The organism is Nostoc sp. DedQUE08, from assembly GCF_034530895.1.
In the GTDB taxonomy this organism is placed as follows: Bacteria; Cyanobacteriota; Cyanobacteriia; order Cyanobacteriales; family Nostocaceae; genus Nostoc.
In genome coordinates this window covers 1-25,420 of record NZ_JAVRCD010000043.1, presented here as the reverse complement: position 1 = coordinate 25,420, position 25,420 = coordinate 1, and the positions used below count along the sequence as shown (strand labels likewise).

Annotated in this window: 18 protein-coding genes and 2 pseudogenes; 9 read left to right on the top strand and 11 right to left on the bottom strand. The window is 41.7% G+C overall.

Annotated elements, in window-relative coordinates; all coding sequences use genetic code 11:
* Positions 1-71: 71 nt before the first annotated feature.
* Both RMY64_RS24885 and RMY64_RS24875 read right to left on the bottom strand, forming a co-directional pair.
* Positions 72-1,152 (bottom strand): annotated as a pseudogene (locus RMY64_RS24885) (response regulator).
* Between the two features lie 12 nt (positions 1,153-1,164).
* Positions 1,165-6,828 (bottom strand): annotated as a pseudogene (locus RMY64_RS24875) (PAS domain S-box protein).
* An 83-nt stretch (positions 6,829-6,911) separates the two neighbouring features.
* On the opposite strand from RMY64_RS24875, the gene RMY64_RS24870 reads away from it, so the two are divergent.
* On the top strand, positions 6,912-7,634 hold the full coding sequence (locus tag RMY64_RS24870) for a HAMP domain-containing sensor histidine kinase (RefSeq protein WP_322701407.1): 723 nt from the start codon (positions 6,912-6,914) through the stop codon (positions 7,632-7,634).
* 177 nt (positions 7,635-7,811) lie between these two features.
* Here RMY64_RS24870 and RMY64_RS24865 read toward each other — a convergent pair whose 3' ends face one another.
* The 3 genes from RMY64_RS24865 to RMY64_RS24855 all read right to left on the bottom strand — a co-directional run bounded on the left by RMY64_RS24865 (position 7,812) and on the right by RMY64_RS24855 (position 11,235).
* Positions 7,812-9,128: a dihydroorotase gene (locus RMY64_RS24865; RefSeq protein ID WP_322701406.1), complete on the bottom strand. Its 1,317-nt coding sequence runs from the start codon at positions 9,126-9,128 to the stop codon at positions 7,812-7,814.
* 279 nt (positions 9,129-9,407) lie between these two features.
* The gene (locus RMY64_RS24860; protein ID WP_322672902.1) at positions 9,408-10,772 is read right to left on the bottom strand and encodes a histidine phosphatase family protein; all 1,365 of its coding nucleotides are present in this window, start codon (positions 10,770-10,772) and stop codon (positions 9,408-9,410) included.
* A gap of 274 nt (positions 10,773-11,046) precedes the next feature.
* Positions 11,047-11,235: a hypothetical protein gene (locus RMY64_RS24855; RefSeq protein ID WP_322672903.1), complete on the bottom strand. Its 189-nt coding sequence runs from the start codon at positions 11,233-11,235 to the stop codon at positions 11,047-11,049.
* A 23-nt stretch (positions 11,236-11,258) separates the two neighbouring features.
* Here RMY64_RS24855 and RMY64_RS24850 point away from each other — a divergent pair, with 23 nt between their 5' ends.
* Together RMY64_RS24850 and RMY64_RS24845 are read left to right on the top strand one after the other, a co-directional pair.
* On the top strand, positions 11,259-12,452 hold the full coding sequence (locus RMY64_RS24850; RefSeq protein WP_322701405.1) for an aminotransferase class V-fold PLP-dependent enzyme: 1,194 nt from the start codon (positions 11,259-11,261) through the stop codon (positions 12,450-12,452).
* Between the two features lie 71 nt (positions 12,453-12,523).
* Entirely contained in the window at positions 12,524-13,609 is a 1,086-nt protein-coding gene (locus tag RMY64_RS24845) for a glycosyl transferase (protein WP_322701404.1), read from the top strand.
* Between the two features lie 368 nt (positions 13,610-13,977).
* On the opposite strand, the gene RMY64_RS24840 is transcribed toward RMY64_RS24845, so the two are convergent.
* Entirely contained in the window at positions 13,978-14,724 is a 747-nt protein-coding gene (locus RMY64_RS24840; RefSeq protein WP_322701403.1) for a class I SAM-dependent methyltransferase, read from the bottom strand.
* 199 nt (positions 14,725-14,923) lie between these two features.
* Here RMY64_RS24840 and RMY64_RS24835 point away from each other — a divergent pair, with 199 nt between their 5' ends.
* The 5 genes from RMY64_RS24835 to RMY64_RS24815 all read left to right on the top strand — a co-directional run bounded on the left by RMY64_RS24835 (position 14,924) and on the right by RMY64_RS24815 (position 18,595).
* Entirely contained in the window at positions 14,924-15,337 is a 414-nt protein-coding gene (locus RMY64_RS24835) for a secondary thiamine-phosphate synthase enzyme YjbQ (RefSeq protein ID WP_322701402.1), read from the top strand.
* Positions 15,338-15,647: 310 nt separating this feature from the next.
* Complete coding sequence (locus RMY64_RS24830; protein ID WP_322701401.1) at positions 15,648-16,397, top strand: hypothetical protein; 750 nt, start codon at positions 15,648-15,650, stop codon at positions 16,395-16,397.
* Positions 16,398-16,429: 32 nt separating this feature from the next.
* Entirely contained in the window at positions 16,430-17,218 is a 789-nt protein-coding gene (locus tag RMY64_RS24825; protein ID WP_322701400.1) for a Nif3-like dinuclear metal center hexameric protein, read from the top strand.
* A 271-nt stretch (positions 17,219-17,489) separates the two neighbouring features.
* Positions 17,490-17,708, top strand: coding sequence for a hypothetical protein (locus RMY64_RS24820; RefSeq protein ID WP_322672909.1), 219 nt, complete (start codon positions 17,490-17,492; stop codon positions 17,706-17,708).
* 575 nt (positions 17,709-18,283) lie between these two features.
* Positions 18,284-18,595, top strand: coding sequence for a DUF6679 family protein (locus tag RMY64_RS24815; RefSeq protein WP_012408115.1), 312 nt, complete (start codon positions 18,284-18,286; stop codon positions 18,593-18,595).
* A 92-nt stretch (positions 18,596-18,687) separates the two neighbouring features.
* Here RMY64_RS24815 and RMY64_RS24810 read toward each other — a convergent pair whose 3' ends face one another.
* The 3 genes from RMY64_RS24810 to RMY64_RS24800 form a co-directional block, all read right to left on the bottom strand.
* Positions 18,688-20,355 (bottom strand): MBL fold metallo-hydrolase, encoded by a 1,668-nt coding sequence (locus tag RMY64_RS24810; RefSeq protein WP_322701399.1) that lies wholly within the window; start codon positions 20,353-20,355, stop codon positions 18,688-18,690.
* Positions 20,356-21,249: 894 nt separating this feature from the next.
* Positions 21,250-22,893 carry a calcium-binding protein gene (locus tag RMY64_RS24805; RefSeq protein WP_322701398.1) on the bottom strand — a complete coding sequence of 548 codons (1,644 nt, stop codon included), beginning with the start codon at positions 22,891-22,893 and terminating at the stop codon, positions 21,250-21,252.
* Between the two features lie 55 nt (positions 22,894-22,948).
* Positions 22,949-23,077, bottom strand: a complete 129-nt coding sequence (locus RMY64_RS24800) for a hypothetical protein (protein WP_322701397.1) — start codon at positions 23,075-23,077, stop codon at positions 22,949-22,951.
* Between the two features lie 309 nt (positions 23,078-23,386).
* On the opposite strand from RMY64_RS24800, the gene RMY64_RS24795 reads away from it, so the two are divergent.
* Positions 23,387-23,905 (top strand): hypothetical protein, encoded by a 519-nt coding sequence (locus RMY64_RS24795; RefSeq protein ID WP_322701396.1) that lies wholly within the window; start codon positions 23,387-23,389, stop codon positions 23,903-23,905.
* 401 nt (positions 23,906-24,306) lie between these two features.
* Here the strand turns inward: RMY64_RS24795 and RMY64_RS24790 are convergent, their stop codons facing one another.
* Together RMY64_RS24790 and RMY64_RS24785 are read right to left on the bottom strand one after the other, a co-directional pair.
* Entirely contained in the window at positions 24,307-25,002 is a 696-nt protein-coding gene (locus RMY64_RS24790; protein ID WP_322701395.1) for a pentapeptide repeat-containing protein, read from the bottom strand.
* A 163-nt stretch (positions 25,003-25,165) separates the two neighbouring features.
* Positions 25,166-25,366 (bottom strand): hypothetical protein, encoded by a 201-nt coding sequence (locus RMY64_RS24785; RefSeq protein WP_322701394.1) that lies wholly within the window; start codon positions 25,364-25,366, stop codon positions 25,166-25,168.
* Positions 25,367-25,420: the final 54 nt, after the last annotated feature.

The following is a 25,420-nucleotide window of genomic DNA, read 5'->3' as shown; positions in this document are numbered from 1 at the left end:
ATTCATACTAGATGTCACATTAGCAGAAAGAGCATACTATAAATTCTTAAATGCAGTAGCTTGAGAGTTAATTATTTATTTTTGAGTAGTACAGTGAAGATACTACCATTTGGATAATTATCTTCAATAGTAATTGAACCGGAATGGGCTTCGATCGCCATTTTGCAGAAAGCCAATCCTAAACCAATTTGCGAAACTTCTGGTATCGAAGTTCCAATTTCATACTTCTCGAAAATGATTTGTCGTAACTCCAGACTTACTCCCGAACCAGAATCAGCGACTTGCACTTTTACACCGCCTGCTGCTAAATACTCTCCCCGTAGGGTAACTTGAGACTTGGACGGGGAGAACTTAATGGCATTGGAGAGCAAATTATCCAGCACTCGACGAAAGATAACTGCATCTATTGCAACAATGCCACCAGGTTCGGGTAGTTCGCGTATCAAAGTCAGGTTCTTTTGATTTGCGATCGCCTCAATATCTGCCAATGCTGACTATACACAGCGTACAAAGGTCTACTTCTGTGTAATTGAGAACCATTTTCCCAGATTCCAGCTTTGCTACGATCAGCAAGCTATCGATCAACGATTGTAGTTGTTGTCCAGCAACTAAAATTTGATCTACTTTTCTTTGATACTGTTCAGATGACAAACCTGACAACCGTAGAATTTCTGCGCCTAAAACAATACTGGTAAGTGGATTTCGCAGATCGTGCACAATCATATTTACCATGTCTTCTCGTAGTTTGAGCAATACTTGCATGTTGTCGTATTGCTGCTTAATCCGCAACATGGAATGAACTCTAGCTCGTAATTCCACACCATTGACTGGTTTACTAATGAAGTCATCTGCACCCGTCGCCAGACATCGAGCCAAATCTTCTTTATCGGTTAATGCTGTCACCATAATGATTGGCACTGCTTGCCATTGTGAATCGGCTTTGATGCGTCGGCAAACTTCCATCCCATCGAGATCGGGCATCATCACATCTAATAAAATCAGATCGGGCTGAAAACTATCGAGGCGATTTAGAGCTTGTTGACCACTAGGAGCGTAGTATAACTGGTAGTTTTCACCATCCAGCAAGGTTTCAACAACATCAAAGTTATCGGGTTCATCATCGATTACTAAAATAGAGAGTTGACTATCCATCGAGAATTTCCGTTACCTTCGTAAAAGTTGTTGAATTGTGGTTACAAGCTGTTTAAGTTTTACGGGTTTGGTCAAATATTCGTTAGCTCCAGCTGTTAAACAAGTTTCGCGATCGCCAGGCATAGCTAATGCCGTTAGTGCAATTATGGGAATATGCACAAATTGGCGATCGTTACGGATGCGGCGGATTGCTTCTAACCCATCCATTCCCGGCATTTGAATGTCCATCACTATTAAGTCGGGGCATTGAACTCTCACAAGCTCAATAGCTTGTTGTCCATTATTTGCCAAAATGAGATGATACCCTCGACTTTCAAGATAGGCAGACATCGTATGAATATTTGGTTGATTATCTTCTGCCAGCAAAATCAAAGGATTCTCCAGAAAGACTTCTGGCACTACAATTAGATTTGGCGAGTCAGAAGGGGCAGGATGTTGTAGTTTCTCTATAGTTACCTGAAGTTGAGCGCGGGTAATCGGTTTGACCAGATATTCAAACGCTCCCTGAGCCAGCCCTTTACTATGCTCATCCATAACTGAAATGATGATCGTTGGAATATCTTTGGTTTTTGGATTGGTCTTGAGTTGATTTAGCACCTCCCAACCCGATAGATTCGGTAGTTGCAGATCGAGAATGATTAAAGCAGGTTGAACTCGCAACACTTCTTCTACAGCTCCTTCACCTTGAGAATAGATAATGGATTGCATTCCCATCTCGCTGAAGTAACGAGTAATCTGATCTGCTGCCGCCACAGAATCTTCGATAATCAAAACTTGAGCATTTTCAGCAAGTAAGGGATAGCTGGGTAATAGAGTTGTTACCTGCGTCCTGAGAACACGATCGCTGGTACGGTAGGGAATACGGACGGTAAAACAACTTCCCTTTCCAACTTCACTGTTAACTAAGACTGTTCCTCCATGTAGGGTAATAATCTTTTGTACCAGTGCCAAACCTAGACCAGTGCCACTGTACTGGCGGTTAAGGCTGCTGTCAAGCTGGATAAAAGGCTGAAACAGCTTGCCAATTTCTTCAGAGGCGATACCGATGCCGGTGTCGGTGATATAGAAGCAGATATCTAGGGAAGATGAGGCAGAATTTACTTCCCCCGCTCCCCCGCTCCCTTGCCCCTCTGCTCCCCTGCTCCCCTGCTCCTCTGCCCCCTCCAGCCGGACTTCTAGCGTTACAGATCCCCGTTCTGGCGTAAACTTGACAGCGTTACTTAACAGGTTGATCAGTACCTGACGCAGGCGGCGATCGTCTACTTGGATGCTGCCAATATTGTCATAAATATGAGTACTAAGACGAATATTTTTTTTCAAAGCCATCTGTTTGACAAAAGCAAAGCTGGTATCACACAGGCTCCTAACCGAAACATCACTTAGTTGCAGTTCCAGTTTGCCAGATTCAATTTTAGACAAGTCTAGAATGTCGTTGATTAGTTCTAGTAAATGTCTGCCACTGCGCTCAATAGTGGCGATCGCTTTTACTTGTCTTTCATTAATGGAGCCAAACACACTTTCTTGTAAGCCCTCTGACATACCCAAAATCGCATTGAGAGGTGTTCGCAGTTCGTGGCTCATGTTTGCGAGAAATTCATCTTTGAGGCGAGTGGCACGGGCAAGTTCCATATTGGCGTTAGCAAGCTGCTCATTCGTTTGCCGCAATTGTGCTTCGGCTTGTTTGCGTTCTGTGATATCTTCGTGAGATACCAGTACGCCAATCACCTCTTTGGCGCTATTGGTCAGGGGAACTTTATTAGTTCGTAGCCAGAGTTGTTCGCCATTAGCCCCTTCAAATGGCTCCTCATAGCCTAGCTTAGGTGTTCGAGTATTCATCACCATCTCATCGTCTGCACAGTAAAGGTGTGCCAACTTTGCCCAAGGTAATTCAAAATCGGTCTTGCCGATAATTTCATCGGCTGTCAGTTGAGAATGGTCGATAAATGCTGGATTACAGCCGAGAAAGCGTGATTGGCGGTCTTTCCAGAAAACACGTTGCGGAAATGTATCTAGTACAGTTTGCAGCATTTTACGTGATTCTTCCAGTTCTTGCGCGGTCTGTTTGCGTTCGCGGATATCAAACAGGGTGGTGCGGCTGTATAGATAGTTACCCTCTGCATCATTAACAGCAGTAGCGCTTACCAGCACTGGGAAAACTGTGCCATTTTTACAAATCATGTCAAATTCCACATCCTTCAACGAACCCTGCTTTTTGAAGTGAGGATAGTTTTGCACGAAGGACAAGCGACTTGCTTGAGTAAAAAAATTTACCAGACTTTGGCCAATCATTTCTTCACGGGTATAACCCAACCATTGCAGTTCAGTCTCGTTGACCTTGAGCAATCGGCCTTCGCTATCGAGGGAATGATAGCCACAGGGAGCATTATTGTACAAATCTTCGACCTCATGGGCATATTTCGCCAATGCCTCTTGTGCCTCTTTTCGTTCGCTGATATCAGCGATCCGAACTAGATTCATGGTGCGTCCGGCTACAGTAATCGGCTTGGCTGCAATGTTTCCCCAGAAAATCTTACCCAGAAGAGTAATATATTCAATCTCTAGGCTCCAGAAACCTTTTAAGTGCATATCTCTGACGATCGCATCCGTTTCGTTGGTAGTGAATGGCCGCAACTGGAGTGTCTGCCCATTGATACCGACCAATTCAGCGTTGTCAAGCGCCTCAAACATTTCTACTGCCCGCCGATTGCAATCTAGGGTGAGCAAGGTTTGCGGATCTACTAGAAAGATGGCATCAGCAGATTCGTTAAAAATTGCTTCTCGCAAATCCCGATTGTGGATGAGTTCCTCTTCGGCTTGTTTGCGTTCGCTGATATCATAGTTAACCCCAATCATCTGTACAGGTTCACCCTGTTGGGCACGCTTGAGAATGCCGTAGCCTTTAAGATAACGAATTTCCCCACTTGGTTGAACGATGCGGAACTCGACATTATATTCTTGCTTTCCTTGCAGAACTTGCTCTATAGTTTCCAACATATAAGGGCGATCGTCTGGGTGTAGGCAGTTTAACCAAGCATCAAAAGAACCACTAAAATCAGTGTTGCTCACTCCATATAGTTGGTACATGCGCTCGTCCCAAATCTGCCTTGCTTGGACGAAATCATATTCCCAAATACCAAATCCTCCAGAACTGATAGCTATGGTTAGCCGTTCGGAGAGGTGATGCAACTGTTCTTCTGCTTGCTTGCGTTCGCGCAGCGCGGCTTGCTGTTCGCTGATATCTGTCAGCGTGCCGATGTAGCCAATAATGGTGTCGTTGATGTTGATTTCAGGTAACACTTGGACATAGAACCAGTTGATGCTGCCATCTGGGCGTAGATGTCTGCCCTCACTCTGATAAAATTCCCTTGGATTAACATGTTCTTGCTCAAATTTTAGAGACCATTCCCTGCCCAAACGCTCGGCGTCTTCTGGGTGCAAAGCCTGTAGCCAACCTATCCCCAATGCTGCCTGTGTTGGTCTACCAGTCATCTCACTCCAGCGATCGTTAGCATAGATGCAGTTACCAAAGGCATCCAGTCGGAAAATAGCTACAGGAGCCGCTTCTGCCAAATTTGCATAACGGAGTTCGCTGTCTCGCAGGGCTGTTTCTATTTGTTTTTGCTGGGTAATATCTTTGGCAATACCCAGAAAGCCGATATTGTTTCCTTCTAGATCCTGGAGAATTTTTACTGACAGAAATACAGGGAACCGAGAGCCATCTTTACGAATGTAAGTCCATTCGTTTTAATAGGTATTTCCGTCTTGAGTGACGATAGTAAAAAATTCCCTACCAGGTGCAATTTCCCTACCCAATTTCAACGAGAGTTCTGCTGCTCGTTGTTTGAGTTCATCTGGGTCGTGAAATGTAGATGGATTTATTTGCCGAACAACTTCATCTGCTGTGTAGCCCAACATTTTCTGAGCAGCTGCGTTGAAGGTTTGAATGCCATTCGAGTTATTAGAAATAATGGCATAGTCAGTGCCATCTAAAATAGCTTGTTGCAAATTAGCGATCGCTAACAATTGAGCTTCTGCCTGTTTGCGTTGTGTAATGTTAATATGGCAACCAATCATCCGCAGGGGATTGCCGTCTCGATCCCACGCAATAACGCGACCGGAACAAATGACCCAAACGGTAGAACCATTTTTATGTCTATATCTCACCTCATTATAAAAGGGGATTTGTCCGCGACTTTGGACGTGTTGCTCAAAAAGTTCCAGAACACCTGGTAAATCCTCTGGAAAAATCAGGCGTTGCCAGCTCTCTGGTGTATTTGGCAATTCACGATCTTCATAGCCGAACATCTGCTTGAAGGTTAAGCTCAAGTACTCCTGATTGCCCGGAATATCCCAATCCCAGTAACCTGCTAGGCCGACTTCGAGAATTTGCTCCAGAAGACGTAATTCAATTCGCAGCATTTGGGCCCGCCGCCGCTCTTCCTCTGAGAACTTGCGTTCTGTAATATCTATCAGCACGCCCAGCATCCGCAACAGTTTTCCGGTTGCTTCGTAAACTCCGCGTCCTTTTACCGATACCCAATGAATGCTGCCATCTTGCCAGACAATTCGATATTCCACAGCATAATCGGTTTGTGTGGCGATCGCCTGCCTCAGTTGCTGCTCAATACATTCTCGATCCTCTGGATGTACTTGATCCCGCCACTTTTCATAAGTCCAGTTCACATCACTCAGATCGGAACCAAAACAGCGAATTGCATTCTCGCTAGCAAATATTTGATTAGTGATTGGGTTCCATTCCCAATAGCCAATACCAGCAAAACTCAGGGTCAGCTTGAGTTTCTCTTCACTGGCTTTTAGGGCTGCTTCTGTCCGTTGGCGTTCTGCTAGTTCTGCCTGTAGTTGCTGATACGCACTTCCCTGTTGAATGGCGATCGCTATTTGCACCGCTAGTCGATCTAACAAATCTAGTTCTACTGATTGCCAATGACGAGACGCACTACATTGGTGAGCAATTAATAATCCCCATAATTGCTCTTTGACCAAAATAGGTACTACTAGATTGGCTTTAACTTCAAATTGTTCTAGAAGCTGCAAATGACAATTGTTTAAGCCAGCCTGATAAATATCGTCGATTGCTCGTTTTTTCCCTTGACGATAGTCACTTCTGGCTCCCTTATGAAAGCAGGTGTCTAGAATCTGCTTTCCCAGAGCCACTGTCCAACCAGGAAGCACTGACTCTGCGACAATTGTACCGCTCATATCCGGCTGAAATTGATAGACCACTACTCGGTCTGCTTTCAAAAACTGCCGCACTTCTGTGGCTGTGGTACGCAGAATCTCTTCTAACTTTAGAGACTGACGAATCCGTAAGGTGATCGCAGCAATCAGTTGCTGTTGTTGCCGACTTTGTTCTAACTGTCGAGTCAAATCCATCCGCTCAATGGCATGATGAATTGCACCTTGAAGAACTTCAGATGTGAGTTTCTTTTTAACCAGATAATCTTGCACACCACTTTTCATCGCACGGACAGCAGTAATTTCATCCCCTTGTCCTGTCAGCATAATTACAGCAGTTTGAGTATTGCTATGGCATTCCCGAAACTGCTGAATAAACTTCAGTCCATCCCGATCGGGCAACGCAAAATCTAGCAAAATGATATCTGGTATCTCCTGTTGACACCATTTCAGTGCTGGCGTTCCCGTCTCAAATTCCAAAAAGCGGTAGGTATACAGGCTGTCTTGCTCCAAAAATCGACGATATACTCAATGCGTTCGCTTCTCGTCTTGATAAACACGCTTTGGTTGAGCGCCAAACTCAAGCAAAGCTAGACGACCTGAGAATGAATATTGCTCACTCATTAGCTCACGAACTGAATACGCCTTTAAATGGTATTCTCGGTATGTCACAGTTGTTAATACAAAATTGTGAGTTCATGCGTGACTCTGAAGAAGTCGAAATTGCCGAATTAATTTACAAATCTGCCAATCGCTTGAATGCACTAGTTCAAAGGTTTTTATTATATAGTAATCTGGAATTAATCACTAAAAGTCTCGAAAAAACTCGTCAATTCAAAGAAAAAAAAGATAGATGTTTGGCTGAAAAGATTATTATTGAAATAGCTTTTAAAAAAGCTAAAGAAAACTGTAGATCAAAAGATTTAAAGTTAGATATCCAAGAATCTACAGTACAATTGTCAGAAGAAAATTTGAGTATTCTGATTGAAGAATTACTAGATAATTCTTTCAAATTTTCTTTGCCAAGCAGCGAAATTCAAATTCTAAGTAAGATAGAAGGTAGCAAATTTAATTTATATGTAATTGACAATGGCAAAGGAATGAAAATTGAAGAGATTAGTAAAATTGGAGCTTTTGTACAATTTAATCGAAAGTTATGGGAGCAACAAGGCTCTGGCTTAGGACTGGCTATTGTTCAACATATAGTTAAATTATATGGTGGTGAATTTACAATCGATAGCATTCCTGAGAAAGGAACTATTGTAAGTGTTAGTTTGCCTTGCTAGTACAGTACGGCGTAAATAAACCACCCATTCAAAACCAATGTAAATGCTTACGCTGTATTAATTTTGAATGCGTGAATTTTGAATTTTGAATTCCGCCTTGCAGTACTAGGGTGTACTTGCCAATATAATCACAATAAAATAGCCAAGTTATTATTCAGTGGTTTGAAGTGCGTTTTTTTAACACCAGATTTGCACAACATGACCTTTCAACTGTTGTCCTAACCAAGGTGTATTTTGTGAAAGTGTATAAAGACTTTTCCGTTCGACTTTCCAAGTTTGCTGGGGATCAAATAAAGTAAGTTCCGCTAGTTGATGAGGTACGATCGCACTTACTTTTTCCCCCAAACACTCTGCTGGATTGGTACTCAATGCCCGCCATAATTCTAAAGCTGTAAATTCCTCAGTTTCAACGAGATATTGCCATAAAAGAGGTAGTGCTAATTCTAAACCAATTGCTCCTGGAGGCGCTTCGGCAAAGGCTTGGACTTTTTCTTCGTAGCTGTAGGGTGTGTGATCGATAGCGATCGCATCGATTACACCCGCACGTACCCCTGTACGTAACGCCGCCATATCACTGGGATTACCTAAAGGCGGATCTAAATGCAAGCTGCTGTGATAACTCTTAACTGCTTTAGTATCAAGTAAAAGGTGCATCCAGGTGGTGCTGGCGGTGATGGGTAAACCAGCCGCTTTAGCTGAAGCAATTAATTCCACGCTGCGAGCTGTGGAAACACGCATGATATGAACTGGTGTGCCGATGGTTGCAACCAATTCAAGCATAGCTGCGATCGCAGTTGTTTCAGCGCTGGTGGGTATTGGGGGTAAACCAAAACGGAGAGCATTTGTCCCTTCTCTCATTACACCATTGGCTGTTAACTGGCGATCGCTAGGCCAAAATGCTACTGGTTTCCCCAATGGCTGGAGATACTCTAACACTCGCCGCACCAGCGCCAAATTTTCTAAAGGTTTACCATCAGTAAAACCCACAACTCCAGCAGACGCTAAATCTGCCAATTCCGTCATCTGTTTCCCAGCAATATCTACAGTAATCGCACCCCAGAGATGGAGCAGGGGGAGAGGAGAAGACAAGGAAGAGGGGGAAGACAAGGGAGAAAAATTGCCCCCTTGTCCCCCTTGTCCCCTTGTCCCCCCTCTTTTCTTCTGCTGCAATGCCACAAGCGCAGGGTTATCAATAACTGGGGATGTATCGGGTAAAATACTAACTCTAGTAAAGCCGCCAGCAGCAGCAGCTTGTAAGAAAGACAAGAGGGTTTCCCGTTCTTCAAAACCAGGTTCACCAGAGTGGCTGTACAAATCGACTAACCCAGGGCCGAGAACTAATCCCTGACAATCTCTGATTTGAGTATCGGAACTGATGTCAGAAATGTGCGAAGCCACTTCTCGGATATAACCATCAGCAATCAGTACATCAAAGAGTTCGTCAATTTCAGAAACAGGGTCAATTACTCGTACTTTTTGCAGCAGTTCAATCATAAAAGTTTTAGTTATGAGTTAGGAGTTAAGTAGGTAGGCATAATTAAACATAAAGTAAAATCCTAGTTCGTAGTGAGCGATTCATCGCTCAAAGAAAGGATTATAGGACTAAAGTCCTTACTACAAACTTTAATTTATTTACGTCTAGCTACTGATAAGTTATTTGTTTTTCAGTCATTGCTTCTAACTTTATTCCTCACTCCTCACTCCTCACTCCTTCTAACTCCTTCTTACTCAGAACTCAGCACGGGCTAAACCTTAGCTTTCCGCTAACAGCACTCACAACGCTCCCGCTGCTGTTTTATCTAGTACACCTCCACCAAAGTGATAAGTGATATTCATTGCTTGCAGTACTGGTAAACCATCGATGCCAGCAGGGTAGTCGATAACACTGACTGCACCATTACCCTGACGAAAACTCCAGAAGTTTTCCAGCGATAAACCCAGAATGTGACAAAGCAAGGTTTTGTTAGTAGCGTCATGAGCTACTACTAATACAGTTTTGAATTGATTATTTGATGCTGCTTGCAGAATTGATTGCCAAGCTACAACGCTGCGCTCCCACACCTGTTGTAAATTTTCCCCTTCAGGCATTTGCACTTGCGTTGGTATCAGCCGCCATCGCTGCAATTCTCCTGGAAACTCTTGCTCTATCTCTGTTTCTAATTTTCCTTCCCAGAGACCATGACTGATTTCTCTTAAACCATCTTGCAATTCTAATTTTACATTCGGATGTTGTTTTAAGATAATCTCTGCTGTTTCTTTAGGGCGCAGCATTGTGCTACTGTAAGCATTATCAATCTCTACATCTTGAAGAAATTCGCTGGCTTTTTGTGACTGTTGTCTACCGTTGTCGTTGAGGGGGACATCAATTTGTCCTTGAAACCTGGTTTGGCGATTCCAGTCGGTTTCACCGTGACGCACTAGTAACAATCGTACTCCTTGATGATCCGGTCGCAATGAAGGTAGAGTTTCTCCGGTGTGTTGCGTCTGATTTAAGGATTCTAGCTGGACTGGTTCGCCCAATCCGCCAGCAAAATTTAATACGGTGATACCACAGTTAGATTGCTGTATTGAGTGGTAGCGACTGGGAGGGATTCCTAACGCTGTGCTAATCAAAGCGCGATTGATTCCGTTATGTCCCACTATGAGAATAGTTTCGCCTTGATGTTGAGACAAAATTTCTTGCCAAAACTGCCGTGCTTGTTCGTATAAAGCAAGAACGGGAAAATGTTCTCTTGTTCCTTCTGCATCATTAAGCAGCATCCGCAGTTCGTCGGGGTGTTGATGCCAAGTGCGGTAGTCTTCAGCAAATTTCTGCTTGACTTGGGCAGTCAGCAATCCTTCCCATAAAGGTAGGTCGATTTCTAATAGCAAATCAGAAACTTGAACTACAGCAGATTTTTTAGCATGAGTAGCTAACTCACTATGGATAATATCTGCTGTGTGTTTCGCTCGTTGTAAAGGACTACTGTAAATCGTATTAAATAAGATATTGCTGAGGGCTTTGCCTACTAGACTTGCATCCTTACGACCTTTTTCGGTTAATGTTGACGCATCAGTGCGTCCTTGGATGCGCCGCTCGGTGTTATAACCGCTTTGACCGTGGCGCACAATGATGACCTTTAAAGTTTTATTTTTCAAAAGCTTCAGCCTTATTTTTACAAAAAATACTCAATTAATGCTCAAATTAATTAATTAAGTGCATAGTTGCACATTAAAAGTATATATTTATACTTATTATCAATGCTCAATATATGCTCAGATTTATCTTACTTCCTAATTACTCCAAGTAATACTCTGAGTTAAAATGACTCCTTACAGTACAAGCATTCTAGCCATCTTTGTCATCAGGGCATTCATTCTTATCTGTTAATAGTTCCATCCTTTGACTCTAGATGGTAGACTGGAGGCAATTCTAGACATGAATAGGGATATCGTGAGAGTCATTATCACTCACTATTGATAATAGATTGGGTGCGATCGCCGGAAATACGATCGAAGATGTAATCCATGAAGTCTTGTATCCAGCATTGCCAGTCGGGCGGATACCGTAACGTCGGCATGAGAAACGGTCAAAATACTTTTGAATATCAATAGCCTGCAAACAGCAGATATCCCTTGTGAATTATGACTAGTATTTCTGCATCACCAATCAAGCTGCATCGTCATCGAGAGCAATTTCCCGCTTTAGGGAATAAGGCTTATTTTAACTATGGAGGACAAGGGCCCATGCCCCAAAGGGCAATGGATGCGATCGCCCAAACTCAAGCTTACGTTCAGCAAATAGGCCCCTTTGGCAATGAGGCGTTTAGCTGGATAGCACCTCAAACTCAAGCCGCTAGAGTTGCGATCGCTTCGGAGTTAAATGCACCATCTGAAACAATTACTCTCACTCAAAATGTCACTGTTGGCTGTAATATCGCCATGTGGGGCATTGAATGGCGGGCTGGCGATCATCTACTGCTCTCAGACTGCGAACATCCAGGCGTAATTGCTACAGCACGAGAAATCTCGCGGAGATTCTCTGTAGAAGTTACCACTTGTCCCCTAAAAGCGACTTTAAATGAGGGCGACCCTGTAACCATCATTGCCCAGCACTTGCGCCCCAATACCCGCCTAGTAATATTGAGTCATGTTTTCTGGAATACCGGTCAAGTTTTACCTCTGGACAAAATTGCCGAAGTATGCAGAAATAATCATTCTGCACTATTAATAGATGCTGCTCAGTCTGCTGGTTTATTGCCTTTAAACTTGACTGAATTGGGAGTAGATTTTTATGCTTTCACTGGTCATAAATGGTTATGTGGCCCTGCGGGTGCTGGTGGCTTGTATGTCCGGCCAGAAGCACGAGAAAGCCTAAAACCTACGTTTATTGGCTTGAATGGTGTTGTTGTAGATAGTCAATCTCAACCTGTAGATTGGCTTCCCGATGGGCGACGATACGAAGTGTCTACATTAGCTTATCCGTTGTATCTTGGTTTAAAGGAAGCGATCGCAATTCATCAGCAATGGGGAACGTCACAGGAACGTTATGAGCAAATTTGTCATAACAGTGAGTACCTCTGGCGACAATTGACGGCGTTACCCAATATTAAATGTTTGCGAACTTCTCCACCTGAAAGTGGTATAGTCTCTTTTCAACTTGCAAATAATCAGCCTCAAGCTCATTTGAAGTTGGTGCAATTTTTGGACTCACAAAAAATATTAACTCGGACAATTGCCGATCCTAGCTGTATACGTGCTAGCGTCCATTACTTTACTTTAGAATCGGAAATCGACCAATTGATTGAGGCGATTCAAAATTTTTGCAAAATTAATTAAAAGTTATGAGTTGTAAGTTAGCGTGTATAAATTATGATTTTAACTCCTAACTCATAACTCCTAACTTAAAAATGGAACGCCCAATCTTATACTTAGCCATAACTAACCACGGCTTTGGTCATGCTACCCGCACGGCTTCTGTAGCTGCAACAATTCAAAAGTTATGTCCAGAAGTTCTGCTAATTGTGGTGAGTACTGCCCCACGCTGGCTGTTAGAGTGCTATATAGAAGGCGATTTTATCTATCGTCCTCGTGCATTTGATTTGGGTGTGGTGCAAACAGATAGTTTGACAATGGATAAAGGTGCGACTTTAGAAAAGTTACTGGATATTCAGAAGCATCAAAATTCGCTGATTGCCTCAGAAGTGAATTTTATCCGCCAAAATCGCGTTAATCTTATTTTGGCAGATATTCCCTTCCTCGCTCCTGGGTTTGCCAAAGCTGCAAATATTCCTTGCTGGATGATGAGTAACTTTGGTTGGGACTTTATTTACCGAGATTGGGGAGGCGAATTTACCGCAGTTGCAGATTGGATTAGTGATTGGTATTCAAAGTGCGATCGCCTGTTTCGTCTTCCTTTCCACGAACCAATGCCAGCCTTTAATAATATCACAGATGTCGGCTTAACAGGCGGTTCCCCCCGTCACTCTGCTGATGATTTACGTTCTCTTTGGGGAATAACTGCACCAGTCGAAAAAACCATTTTGTTAACCTTTGGCGGGTTGGGTTTACAGCAAATCCCTTATGATAACTTACAGCGATTTCCAGATTGGCAATTTATCGTATTCGATCGATCTGCCCCTGATTTACCTAATTTATTGAAAATTAATGACCGCAAATACCGCCCTGTAGATTTTATGCCTATTTGTGGTCGAGTCGTCTCTAAACCTGGTTATAGTACTTTTTCGGAAGCCACAATACTAGGAGCACCAATTGTCACCATACCGCGTGAAGACTTTGCCGAAGCAACTTTTATTGTAGAAGGCATAGCTAATTATAATCAGCATCAAATCATCACCCCATCTGAGTTTTTTCAAGGAACTTGGAATTTTCTCTATGAGTTACCTCAACCTCCAAGGCAATCTCAACCAATTGCTAAGGATGGTAATGAAACTATAGCTCAAGCTGTTATCAATTATTGCCAGATTAAAAGATAGTAGATAATATTCCTCAGAATAGATAAGATTGGCTAATTACTAACAAAACTTATCCCCAGGGCAAACGCATCTTCTTTACTAATAAAAACTAAAAAAGATTTCAAAAGAATATAAATAATCCTAAAAGTTGCTATAATCTATATTTAAATGCATTCGGCCCTGGCTTTTACCCAAATTACCTACTTCTCAATTCTTGACTTCAATTACTAAAACTACTGCTATATCTACTTTATACATTTTCACTCTTTTATTAAAAAAAATATGACTAATGCGTAGCCATTCGTCATTGTTTAAGTGAGTTTGCTCTGAGCGCTGAACAAATTTCACAAATTGCTGTGTTTGTAAGTTTTGGGCAAAACAATTATTTGTTAACGTTTCTGGTAAATATGAAACTTTGACAGTAAAAAGTTTTTCATAAGTTTTTTATTCCCTTCCATGCCAATCTCTTCAAATCCAGACTGCTCCATCAATTCTTTTGTTTTATTGCTATCAAGAATTAACAAATCAGCAGTTGTATCGCTGATTATTTCACCATTGTTTTCTCTGATCCAGAGATACTGCTTCTTAACGCCTGTATCTGTTTTTGAAACTTTGACCTGATGGATTATATCTCCTGGTAATTTCTCTACCCTATCTATATGCATACCTTGAGCGCTCAGAACCAATAGACCATTCATTTTGAGATGTTCAGCGACACGCCTTAATGCTATTACATTATTTTCAATACTATTAATACTACTACATAGTAAGTATTCATTGTCGGTATTTGTATCTAAAAAAAACCAAACGCCACTATTTGAATAAGCTAGATCAAAACTCTCTTCTAGTTGCATATTAAGAACATCAGATTCGACTAATTTAATTTTATTTCCCAGTCGTTTTTTTGCTACATCTAACATTTGTTTAGAAATATCAATTCCTGTTAAGTTACAATTCGGTTTTAGTTTTAAGACTCTTTCTGCTACTAGACCTGTACCTACTCCTATCTCTAGGATATTATTAGAGTCTCTAATTATAGGAAACAGAGCTCTAACAACCTCATCGTGGTACTCAGTGTAAATATATTGAAATAATAAATCATAATAGTTTGCTGGATTGTCGGCAAATATATTCATAAAACCCTCGTCAAAGTCGGTGCTTGAAGCAAAAAAATCTTATAGGTAGATATTAATTATACTGGACTTTAGACTATTAATTTTGAGCGTGGACACGATATTTTGATTAGATGCCAATTTTAATAATAGTTGAGTCGTGTGGCGATCGCAAGAACAAGTTGTTTAATATGCTTATAATACCTTAATTTCAGTATTCCACATGACTCACTATCAAAAGTTACTCAGAATTTCTACTACTGGCAAATCTTTTCAAAACATCACCGCAAAAATTGAAGCTATAGTTGCAGAATCGGGAGTAGAAACCGGCCTTTGTACTTTATTTTTGCGCCACACTTCAGCTAGTTTAGTAATCCAAGAAAATGCCGATCCTGATGTACTTGTAGATTTGGCTAACTTTATGGCAAAACTTGTGCCAGAATCAGGCAAATACATTCATGATGCCGAAGGTTCCGATGATATGCCGGCACATATTCGTACTGCACTTACCCATACTTCTGAACATATACCTATTAATCGTGGTCATTTGGCATTAGGAACTTGGCAGGGAATTTATATTTGGGAACATCGTCAACGCAGTCATTCTAGAGAACTAGTTGTGCACATTTCTGCATAGCAAATTTCTTAAATTTAGAAATCGTAGTTAAATTCTATTAGGACTTACGCAAGTGTCCTATTTTTTTGTGCAGCTTGTCCAAAGTCAATAATCAATAATTCCAAAACCTTAACTTTTGGGAGACTATACTAAGTATTTTTACACTTTTGGGATGGGAAAATTCCTTTATTGATAATTAACTAGACATACACTGAGTATTTCATGTCAGTTTGTAAACTTAAAAGTTAAGTTTATTTATATAATTTTAATAACTTATTTACTCTAATATAAAATAATAGTTATGTAACCTGATTGGGCTATTACTATTACTATGAAGCAAGAAATAACACCAACTAATACTTTTCAGATTATTGATAAAATCCTTGCCCAGCAGTCTGTTAAATTATTATCACTGAGTCCTAAAAAAATATTAATTACCAGCTTTGCAGAATTAGAAAATTTGATTGTGGAACAAAATAGTGATATTCAAACTATCACAAGTATTCAAAAAACTCTCGAAATTATAGTCTGTACTCAATTGCAAAACTTCCCAGAAAACATCTTTTGGGATTTCGATTTTTTGGTAAGCAGTATGCTTAGGCAGGCTTTAAATGCAGAGGAGGGCGCTATTGCATTCTTAAAAATTTTTGGTGAAAAGATGGTTTGTCTAACAGAGATGTTCGGCAATAAAACAGAAATTCGCTTTCGTTATGTTCATGATTTTATGTATGGGTTTGAGTGGGCAAGATGGGTACAAAAAGAGCCACAAAAACGCGCACATATAGAGCCTTTTAGTCTGTTATTTTTAGATTATTTACTCATCAAAGGTAAGGAACTTTTACAACGTATTAAGCATGGTCAGGTTGTATCTTATAAACTGTGTGAGACGGGCTACCGCAACCCCTTCACTTTTTCTCGCGAACCAGAAGATGAATATCGGCTGTTAACTTATCTTGCTGAAGAACAACTTATTCCAGTAGCGGTATGGAACTGGAATGCTAGCCCTGTATGGAACAAACCTTTCCAAGAAATGCGCCAGCAATTAGCATTAAAATTAAATATTCAACCACAGAAACGGTGATTAGTAATTAAAAATTGCTGAAGAAAATAATTATGAAAATTGCTGATTTAATTACTTGGTTTGAAGCATGGGCGAATCCTGCTTGGTGTGAAAGTTGGGATAATTGTGGCTGGCAAATTGAGCCGGGAGTTTTGCAGGAAAAAGCACGGGTTTTGGTATGCTTGACACCGACTTTAGCGGTAATGCAGGAAGCGATCGCAGAAAATGCTAATCTGATATTTGCCCATCACCCCTTGATTTTTAATCCTCTCAAATCTTTACGTACTGGTGAAGCGATCGCTGAAATGGTACGGTTAGCATTTACCCACAATATTGGTATTTACACTGCTCACACGAATTTTGACCAAGTGCAAGATGGGACTGCTGACGTTTTAGCTCAGATTTTAAAACTCAAAGAAGTTACTCCCATAGAACTTACACAAGCAGGATTAGGATATGGTCGTGTTGGTTTGCTAGAACCATTTCTAACATTACAGGAATTACTCGCAACTATTCAAACCCGACTTTCTCCCCCTAATTTGATTTTTTCTCCAACGGCTGATTTACAGGAAACGATTTCACGAGTTGCTGTTTTGGGTGGTTCGGGGGCTAGTTACATTTCAGCCGTCGCCAAAACAGGTGCCCAAGCTTATCTAACTTCTGACTGTAAATTCCATCAGTTTCAAGAAAGCCGCGACCGCAATCTCATTTTAATCGATGCCGGACATTACGCTACCGAACGTCCCGCTTGCGATCGCTTAGTGCAAAAATTCCAATCTTTAAACTTAGACTGGGTGCAATTAAGTCAAAAAGATGAAGATTTCCGCCAGTTTTTTGCTTGATTGCTGATGTCTCATTATATTTTATCAATGCTTTTTGAAAAAGTTGTTGTATTTTTATTCTGTTAAAATATTCGGCTTTTCAACATTGATGCTGAAAATTCCTGTGCCCTTTTATCTGTGTAATATTAAAGTATCCAAAACTCATATTGTGATATCAATCACTGATTGAGCGTAATAGTAATCACACAGTATTAATGTTTCATATCAATTAGTAAAAGAGGAAAATGTTCCACACTAGACCTAATAATTTGCTCATTCTGCCCTAATCAAGATGATTCGCACAATTATCGCATCTGCTTTCCAAACTGGATATCTGAGTGTTGAATCTGAGGGTTTACTCCAGCAGGTGCTAGCCACTAAATGCTATCAGCCAGAGGATTTGCCAGAACTCGCAACCCTATACGATGCAGTTCGCGTCGGAAAAATTAAACGAGAAGCATCCTCGTCAAACGTGCTTATAGAATTTCCTTTACCACATAAATCCTCCTAAACTTCTAGAGTAGAATTTTCTCATGGTCTTTTCCTTTACTCTTCCCTGACGCTGTTGCCTTTTTTCAGGTTTTTGCCTGAAAAACTCAAAACTATTTGGGTGTTGTTGTTGAAAAGCATCAAGGTCAGCAAGAGAATGAGTTAAGATCAGATACAAGTGGGTAAAAGTAAAGCCAAGTCCCCGGACTTCCCAGTAATGCCAATGATTAAAAGTAGGCAAATTAAACAACCGCAATCAACAATTGTTTTGGAGTATTCTTTATTACATAATGGTAAGAATGACTCAGCAGCAAATATGAACCTGGTTAGGACAGGTACCGAATTGTTTGACTTTTATAGAAGCAGACATTCCCTAGAATAAGCTGGAGGGAGATTGAGTTCATTGTTGGAGCAACCATTGATTTATGACCCAACATTATCCTGATATTTTGACAAATAGAAGCAAATCTTGGGATTGGGTTATGAAGCGCACTTGTTCTAAACGGTGAAATAAACCTCTTAAAGGTGTAATGTAATGGGGTAGAACCCAGATTTTGACAGGTTTAACTACGTTGTTTAAAAAGGCAGAAACAGTACATGCTACACCGCAAGATTTATCAACTGTGTTGCGATGGGCGCGAGGTATGTGTTTTCTTGCGGGACCAGCAACGCTGGATTGAACGCGCCCGCATCATAGACATAGAGGGAGATTTAGTGACCCTACGCTATGAAACAGAAGAAGAGGACGAAGTTTGTTCTTGGGAAGAAATGGTTCGCCTCGAGAGCATTGGTGCTGTAACGCAAAAATTGGCTTCAGTACCGCGCGGTAATGTAGAACCTCTGATGACTGAAGATTGTCCCGAAGCAGAGCGCATCCACAACCGTTACACTGACTCGAATCCAGAATAAATAGTCATTAGTCATTAGTCATTAGTCATTAGTCATTGGTCATTGGTCAAAAATGACAAAGGACAAAGGACAAAGGACAAAACAGCTAATGACTATTGGCTATCATTCAAGCCTTCAAAAGCAGGACAGTAACCTTCGAGAGTTACTTTAAAGTTATACAACGGGGAAGCTGGATTCCAACACCGCTGCCCCCTTTGATGTCGGCAAGTACCACAACAGTCTACATCTGTCCAGGTATAGCGATCGCTGTTTTGGTTGAGCAGTTCTCGTTGAGACAATCCCCTTAATACTAATTCTTCCCCTTGCCAACGAGCTTCGATTAAACCAGTATCGGCAAATTGCCGCCAACGCTGATCGGCAGTAATCACATTAGGTAGGGTGATTGTGATTACTGTTCCTAACTCTGTCAGTTCGCCTTCGTAGTTAGTCTCAGGTGCTGCTGGTTGTAAAAATGTGTCGCCGATGGGTAGTTCTACTAAGGTATCAGCCGCCGGAGAATGTACGTGGTAGCGGTTTTGCAACTCCTCTAAGCTAGTCAGGTCTGCCAAGTAAGCAGGAGAACCGTGGACAAAAACCACGTGCTGGGGTCGCAAATTATGAATTAGCTGCGTAGTACCAGGGCCATCGCTATGTTGAGCTAAGAGATAAGTTTCAAGAGTGGTGGGCGCTAAATATTCTTTGTTAACTTTTATATCAATTTTTTCTGGTAGGAGAATCAGCCAAGGCCCGGTGTCTAGTTGGCAGTGTTCGCCTAAATCAGATGTCGAGTCGGTGAGGACAATACAAGGTGACTTACCTACACTGGAACGATGTTCTGGTTGTAGACGACGCACGCGGGGACGTACCCGTTCATCCCAAAACAAAGGTTGATGGCGGGCGAAGTTCTGTACCGATGGGGGGAGATGGGGCAGCAGTTCAAGATATGCATCGCATCCAGTGGCGACAGCACCATCTACCCAGATATCTAAATCTCGTCCGGTGAAGTGGTGATGCGATCGCAAGAGCATTAATAATTCTTGACCTAATCCTAAAGCCGGGGTAGGAAGGATTACAGAACAATGGTCAGCGATCGCTCGATTAATTCGCTCGGCTAGTTGATTTTCTTGGTTGCGGCGGTGAGGATGACGGGATGTGCCATAACTACCTTCAATAATTAGCACATCCAAATCTAAACCCCGCAGTTCCTCTAAACGCAAACCTTCTACTAGTCGGGAGTTCGATAAGAAAAAGTCCCCTGTATACAGTAGCTTGTAAGTACGCTGCTGGGTGGTATAAGTCAGGAGAATTGCTACTGCTCCTGGTAAATGTCCTGCGGGAAATAATTCTGCCACCAAACCATCTTGGAATTCCACAGGCGATCGCAATGGCAAGGCATGACAAAATTGGGAAATTTTCTCAGGATCTTCATCTACCCAATTCAGCGGTAGTAACTTGCTAGTTACTTCACTACCATAAATCGGTAACTTGGGAAAAGCTGTATGCAGCGCCAGTAAGCCTTTGGCGTGATCTGGGTGAGCGTGACTAATCAAAACTAAATCTGCTGGTAGGGGCGAACTAGTTCCACGTCCCGATTTAGTAAGCCCCTTAACCAGCGATGAAATATCCTCAAAACCACAGTCTAATAGGATGCGGTGCGGGCCCATTTTCACCAACAAACACACGCCCTCATTGTCATGCTGGACGCTATAGGGCAAACATTCTAATTCACTACCCGTTTCCGCAGCATCTACGCGAGAGGATGCCGATAGATTATCCCTCATGCTCTCCTCCCCTCAAACCTCATCGTCATGGACATATCCCAAAAGCCAAAAGTTACACAAATTTTGGTTTTGTGACTTAGGGGTAAGTTTTATCATGCGCCCCTACACCCTGAGAATACAGATTTTTAATTGGGGAGGACGCCTGCACCGAACCCGCACTGGTTCAAAAAGGTGGGCTAACCAGAAGCTATCAAACTAGGAGCTACAGCAGTTTGCCTCTGGTTTCTTTTCCCTTTACAAGTTTTGAACGCTCTTAGCCAACTCACCCTCCGGGAAGTCGATCGAGCGTCTACAGATTTATCTCAATGTGCGGAGCCATTGCCATGATAATTATCTGAATCATAGAATCCATTCTTCGTGCCAAAAAATAAGCACGAAAGTGTAAATATAACTGTTAATCCAGCTAGAATCAGCTTTACATCCATTTGTCTGCTGCCCTTTACTCAAAGACTTTCCTATATTAATTTAGTGCTTCCGCAATCAAACGGAATCACTAGAAAATCTTTACTATGCTTATATGGATTGGGCAATAGGTAAATTTACCACAATCAGTCAAATTGTAGAACCTTTCGGTCAAGCTGTCTATCCATCTAGATGTAAAGCAATATGACAGCAGGAGCAATTTTCTACAGCCCGTAAAAATCTTCATCTAAAAATAGCATCTCCCAAACCGTACCGCTTGGCAATTAAAGAGTGCTAAAGGATTTCCAAGAAATAAATTATCCCAATAAACGTAGACGCATACCCCTACGGGGAAGCAAGCTACGCAAAGCGTCTGTCTGCGAGACGCTGCGCGAACGTAGGCCGCAAACTACCACTCCAGGCGCAGAGAACACAGAGACAATCTTTGCGTCAGTTTTGGGATATTTTTTATTTGGAAGTCCCTAATTTCGATTAAACAACCACAAAATTGTTTTCGCTGAGTGACAATCCAGTAGATAATTGTGCAAATTTTACCTGAGTAAACCCAGACGCACTGCCATCAAGGTCAAAGAACAGTCCACCTGTAGCACTGTTATAGATAAATCGTTGATTGCTTGTCGTTGCAGACGTTCCAAGGGTAAACTGACTTGTCTTAAGTGAACCTGGTGATAACCCGCCACCAAAGCCAGCAGCCGATACCTGAATCAGTTCATTAGTAGCGTTGAAATCATTAATACTGTCAACACCTTTACTGTAACTATTAAAAACAAAGGTATCAGTACCAGTGCCTCCATAGAGGGTGTCATTACCAGAACCACCTATAAGGATATCATTCCCACTGCCGCCATAGATTGTGTTCTTACCAAAGGCGTTAGAGGCAGAGATATAATCATTGCCAGCGCCACCATCGAGTAAGTTATCACCTTTTGAATTAGTAGCATTCAAGTTGTCGTCCCCAGTGCCACCATTAAGAGTGTTTTTTCCAGACGAGCGAGAATCGTACGTGATGGAGACATCGCGGGGTGAGTACGGGTCGCTAGGAGTGTAATTGAAGTAGCCAGAGATGGAGAGATAATCATTGCCATCACCCCCAGAGAGCAAATTATCGCCTGTTGAACCGCCAGCACTCAAGGTATCCTTACCTGCACCGCCGTTGAGGGTGTTTTTACCAGACGAGCGAGAGTCGTAGTCTGCATAGTTACCTCCGTCGTAGTAGCCAGAGATGGAGAGATTATCATTGCCATCGTCCCCAGAGAGCAAATTATTGCCTGTTGAACCGCTAGCACTCAAGTTATCGTCACCTACGCCACCGTTGAGAGTGTTCTTACCAGACGAGCGAGAGTTGTAGTCGTAGTCTGGGTAGCTAAAGCTTTCGTAGCCAGAAATGGAGAGATAATCATTGCCATAGCCCCCAGAAAGCAGATTATTGCCAACAAGGGAGTCAGTCCCCGTACCACCAATGAGGGTATCATTTCCCGCACCACCAATGAGGGTATCATCACCCGCACCACCTCTGAGCAAATCGTTTCCACTCAAGCCATCGATTTTATCATTACCGCCTTGACCATTAACGACATCATTTGAGTCCTCTAACCCCGTAATGTTATTGTTGAGGTCATTGAGGAAAGTTACTGTGTTCTTGATGCCCAGGCTAGTATCAGTAGAGTTGGAATCGAGGACATTAAAGCTGTCGGTGATGCTATTTTGCCCGTCAAACAGGATATTACCAATTGCTGGTTTGCCTCCAGAAGCTTTCAGATTCTCTAAATTTTCTAGTTTGAAATTTTGTAGAATAACTACGGTATCAGTATTCCCCTCAAAAGTGATTTCTAGATCGTTGCCATTCTGAAGCAGCAGTAAATTTTGAGCAGTTAATCCTGCACCCTGAAATTTGATCGTGTCCACTTCAGCAATAACTGCTGCTGTCGGGTTAGTTCCTTTACCGATGCCACCAAAATCAGTGATTGTATCAGTGCCGTCGCCCAAGTCGTAAACAAATTTATCGTTGCCACCGCCACCTGTGAGAAAATCACCTCCCACACCACCAATGAGAGTATCATTCGCAGTACCACCCTGTAGTAAGTCGTAGCCGCTGGTTCCAATGATATTTGCCATAATTTTTACCTACCTGATTCCATTTTTTTAGTAATTTCAGTTCTCAATCTTGAATTTAGCGCTGTTTTTGAGCAGTGGTTGATTGAATTTGGGCAGTGGTTGATTGAATTTGGGCAGTGGTTGATTGAATTTGGGCAGTTGTTGATTGAATTCGGGCAACCTCCAAGAATTTACATAAAGTCATTCAATATATTTGTGATAAATAAATTAATTTATACTTAATAATGCGGGTGTCAATTAACCCTAATTCTGTCTATCCTAGTGCTGTACAGTCCAAGGTAGAAGTCAGTTTTTATCCTGGTGCATTGTAGAAGAATTGTAGGTTGGGTGAAGCAAAGCGCAACCTAACAAAGCTATGAAAATGTTGGACTTCGTTCCTCAACCCAACCTACGTAGTATTGGTTTTTGGCGCTAACCCAAGCGTATTGTTCTATCAACAGCTTTTTACTTAGCCAATCAGTTTATTCAATTTAGTATTGGTTTGGATATGAGTATGATTTCATTTAGACCATTGATTTTGATTATAGGCACAAGTATTGGTTTACTGCCTTTGTTGTCCAACTGGTGCGTCCAAGCACAAAATCAATCACAAAACATTGAGCTAAAAATTTATAGTGAAAACGAGCAAAAACAAAGCTGTCCAAGCAAAGTGATTGTCACTGAAAAACCCCGTCCTTATCAAGAAGGTAGTTTTGCAACAGATGGCTCTATTAACCTGAGTGCCTATGCTACTAATATTTCTGTTCAAGCCAGTAATAACTTTAGCGTTACATGGGTTGGGACACTCAAACCAAAATATGCTAGATGCATTGCTGCTGCTGGAATGACTAAGGTTGATGGGCAAGACTACTCTGGAAAGATTAATTATTTACGGATGCACTTTGTTAAAGGTAAAGTTTATTTCATCTTGGATTTGGCTGGTGGCTCCGATCCTAATGATTATCCCCTAGTAGTGCTAAAAAATAGTTTCAAGAATGGCAATCCTGCCTGGACTTGGGGTGGAACTGACTAGAGGTAATACTGGAGTTTGGCGATCGTTAGACCTCTTGCAAAAATCTTTGAATTACCCCTCCCCTTGTGACTACGGTGTATACACAAGTCCTAAAATCATTGCCTGGTAAGATACAAGCCTTGGTAGGCAAGGTTTTGAGTTAAGCGAACTGATTATCAATAGTGTCAGCTTATTGATAGAGTCCTAACGGAAAATCAAAGATTTTAAAAAAAATTTTCTGTTGTTTTTTGTTGATTTGATTGCCAACTCGACTTGTGTATACACAAGTCTGAAATAGCTGAGTAACCAAGGTTTTACCCCACCCTAACCCTCCCCTTATAAAGGGGAGGGAACAAAATTTTTTATTTCCCCCCAATATATCGGGGGGATTAAGGGGGGTCTATTTGACTTATGCAAGAGGTCTATTGTTGAGCAAAAGCCAAGTCACTTTCAATTAACTTGGCATTTGTTAGGTTAGCCCCACTCAAATTGCACAAGTGAAAATTTGCCCCTCTTAGGTCTGCTAGTGACAGATTAGCTCCTGTTAAATCTGCACCAGTGAGGTTGACTTCACTTAAGTTAGCACTACTGAGGTTAGCCCCCTGAAGTGAAGCTTTTTGCAAGTTTGCCTCGCTTAGGTTAGCCCTCATCAGGTATGCTTTACTTAAATCGGCTCCACTTAAATTCGCTTGACTGAGGTCTGCTGCTGTTAAATCAGCTTTACTGAGATTAGCTTGACTTAAGTTTGCCCAACTCAATGAGGCATAACTTAAGTTAATTTCACTTAGCTTCATGGTCGCAAGTACTGCACACCTCAAATTAGCATTAACAAAATTTCTTTCTCCGATTGCATAACGGCGTAAAATTTCATCAGTTGTTACTCTGTTCAAAACGGCTTTTGATGTGCCTTGATAACACCATGTAGCTTGTAATAGTTTGGCAGCAGTGTTAACAGCTATTTCATCATTAGAAGTTATAATTACACCATTGCAGCCATCCCATTGACCGTTGAGCATTAGAGCAATCTCATTAGCGGCAGTAATTGAGTCAAATAGTAAAACAGATTCTTTATGCCTTTTTAACCAGTTATTCCAACCAATCGAGATAATATTTTTCATTTCTATAAATTTTGAATTTTTTAGACGATTCCGGCTTTAACTATCTATTTTGGCTAATGACAATCAGACTGGTGTGTGTAACAACCGACCCTTATTGTGCGTGCTTAACGAACGCTTCTAAAAGTTCTCTCTTAAGAAACGCTGGGCGGGTATGTTATTACACTTAAATATGTTCTTGTTGGGTGCGTAAGCTGTTAATCGTAGCGATTAAAACTAGGAAAATGGCCAAAACCAATACGGTATTTCTGAGCATTGAGTTATCAAAATGCTTGAGTGCGTTCGTCGCAGACGTTGGCGCAGCCATCGCCACTAATGCCCAGACTATTACTCCTGCATAAGCGATGTCTCGACGCTGGATAACCATAAGAGCTGATTCGTAAAGTAAATATTAAGCAGCTAATCGCCTAACCATGAGACG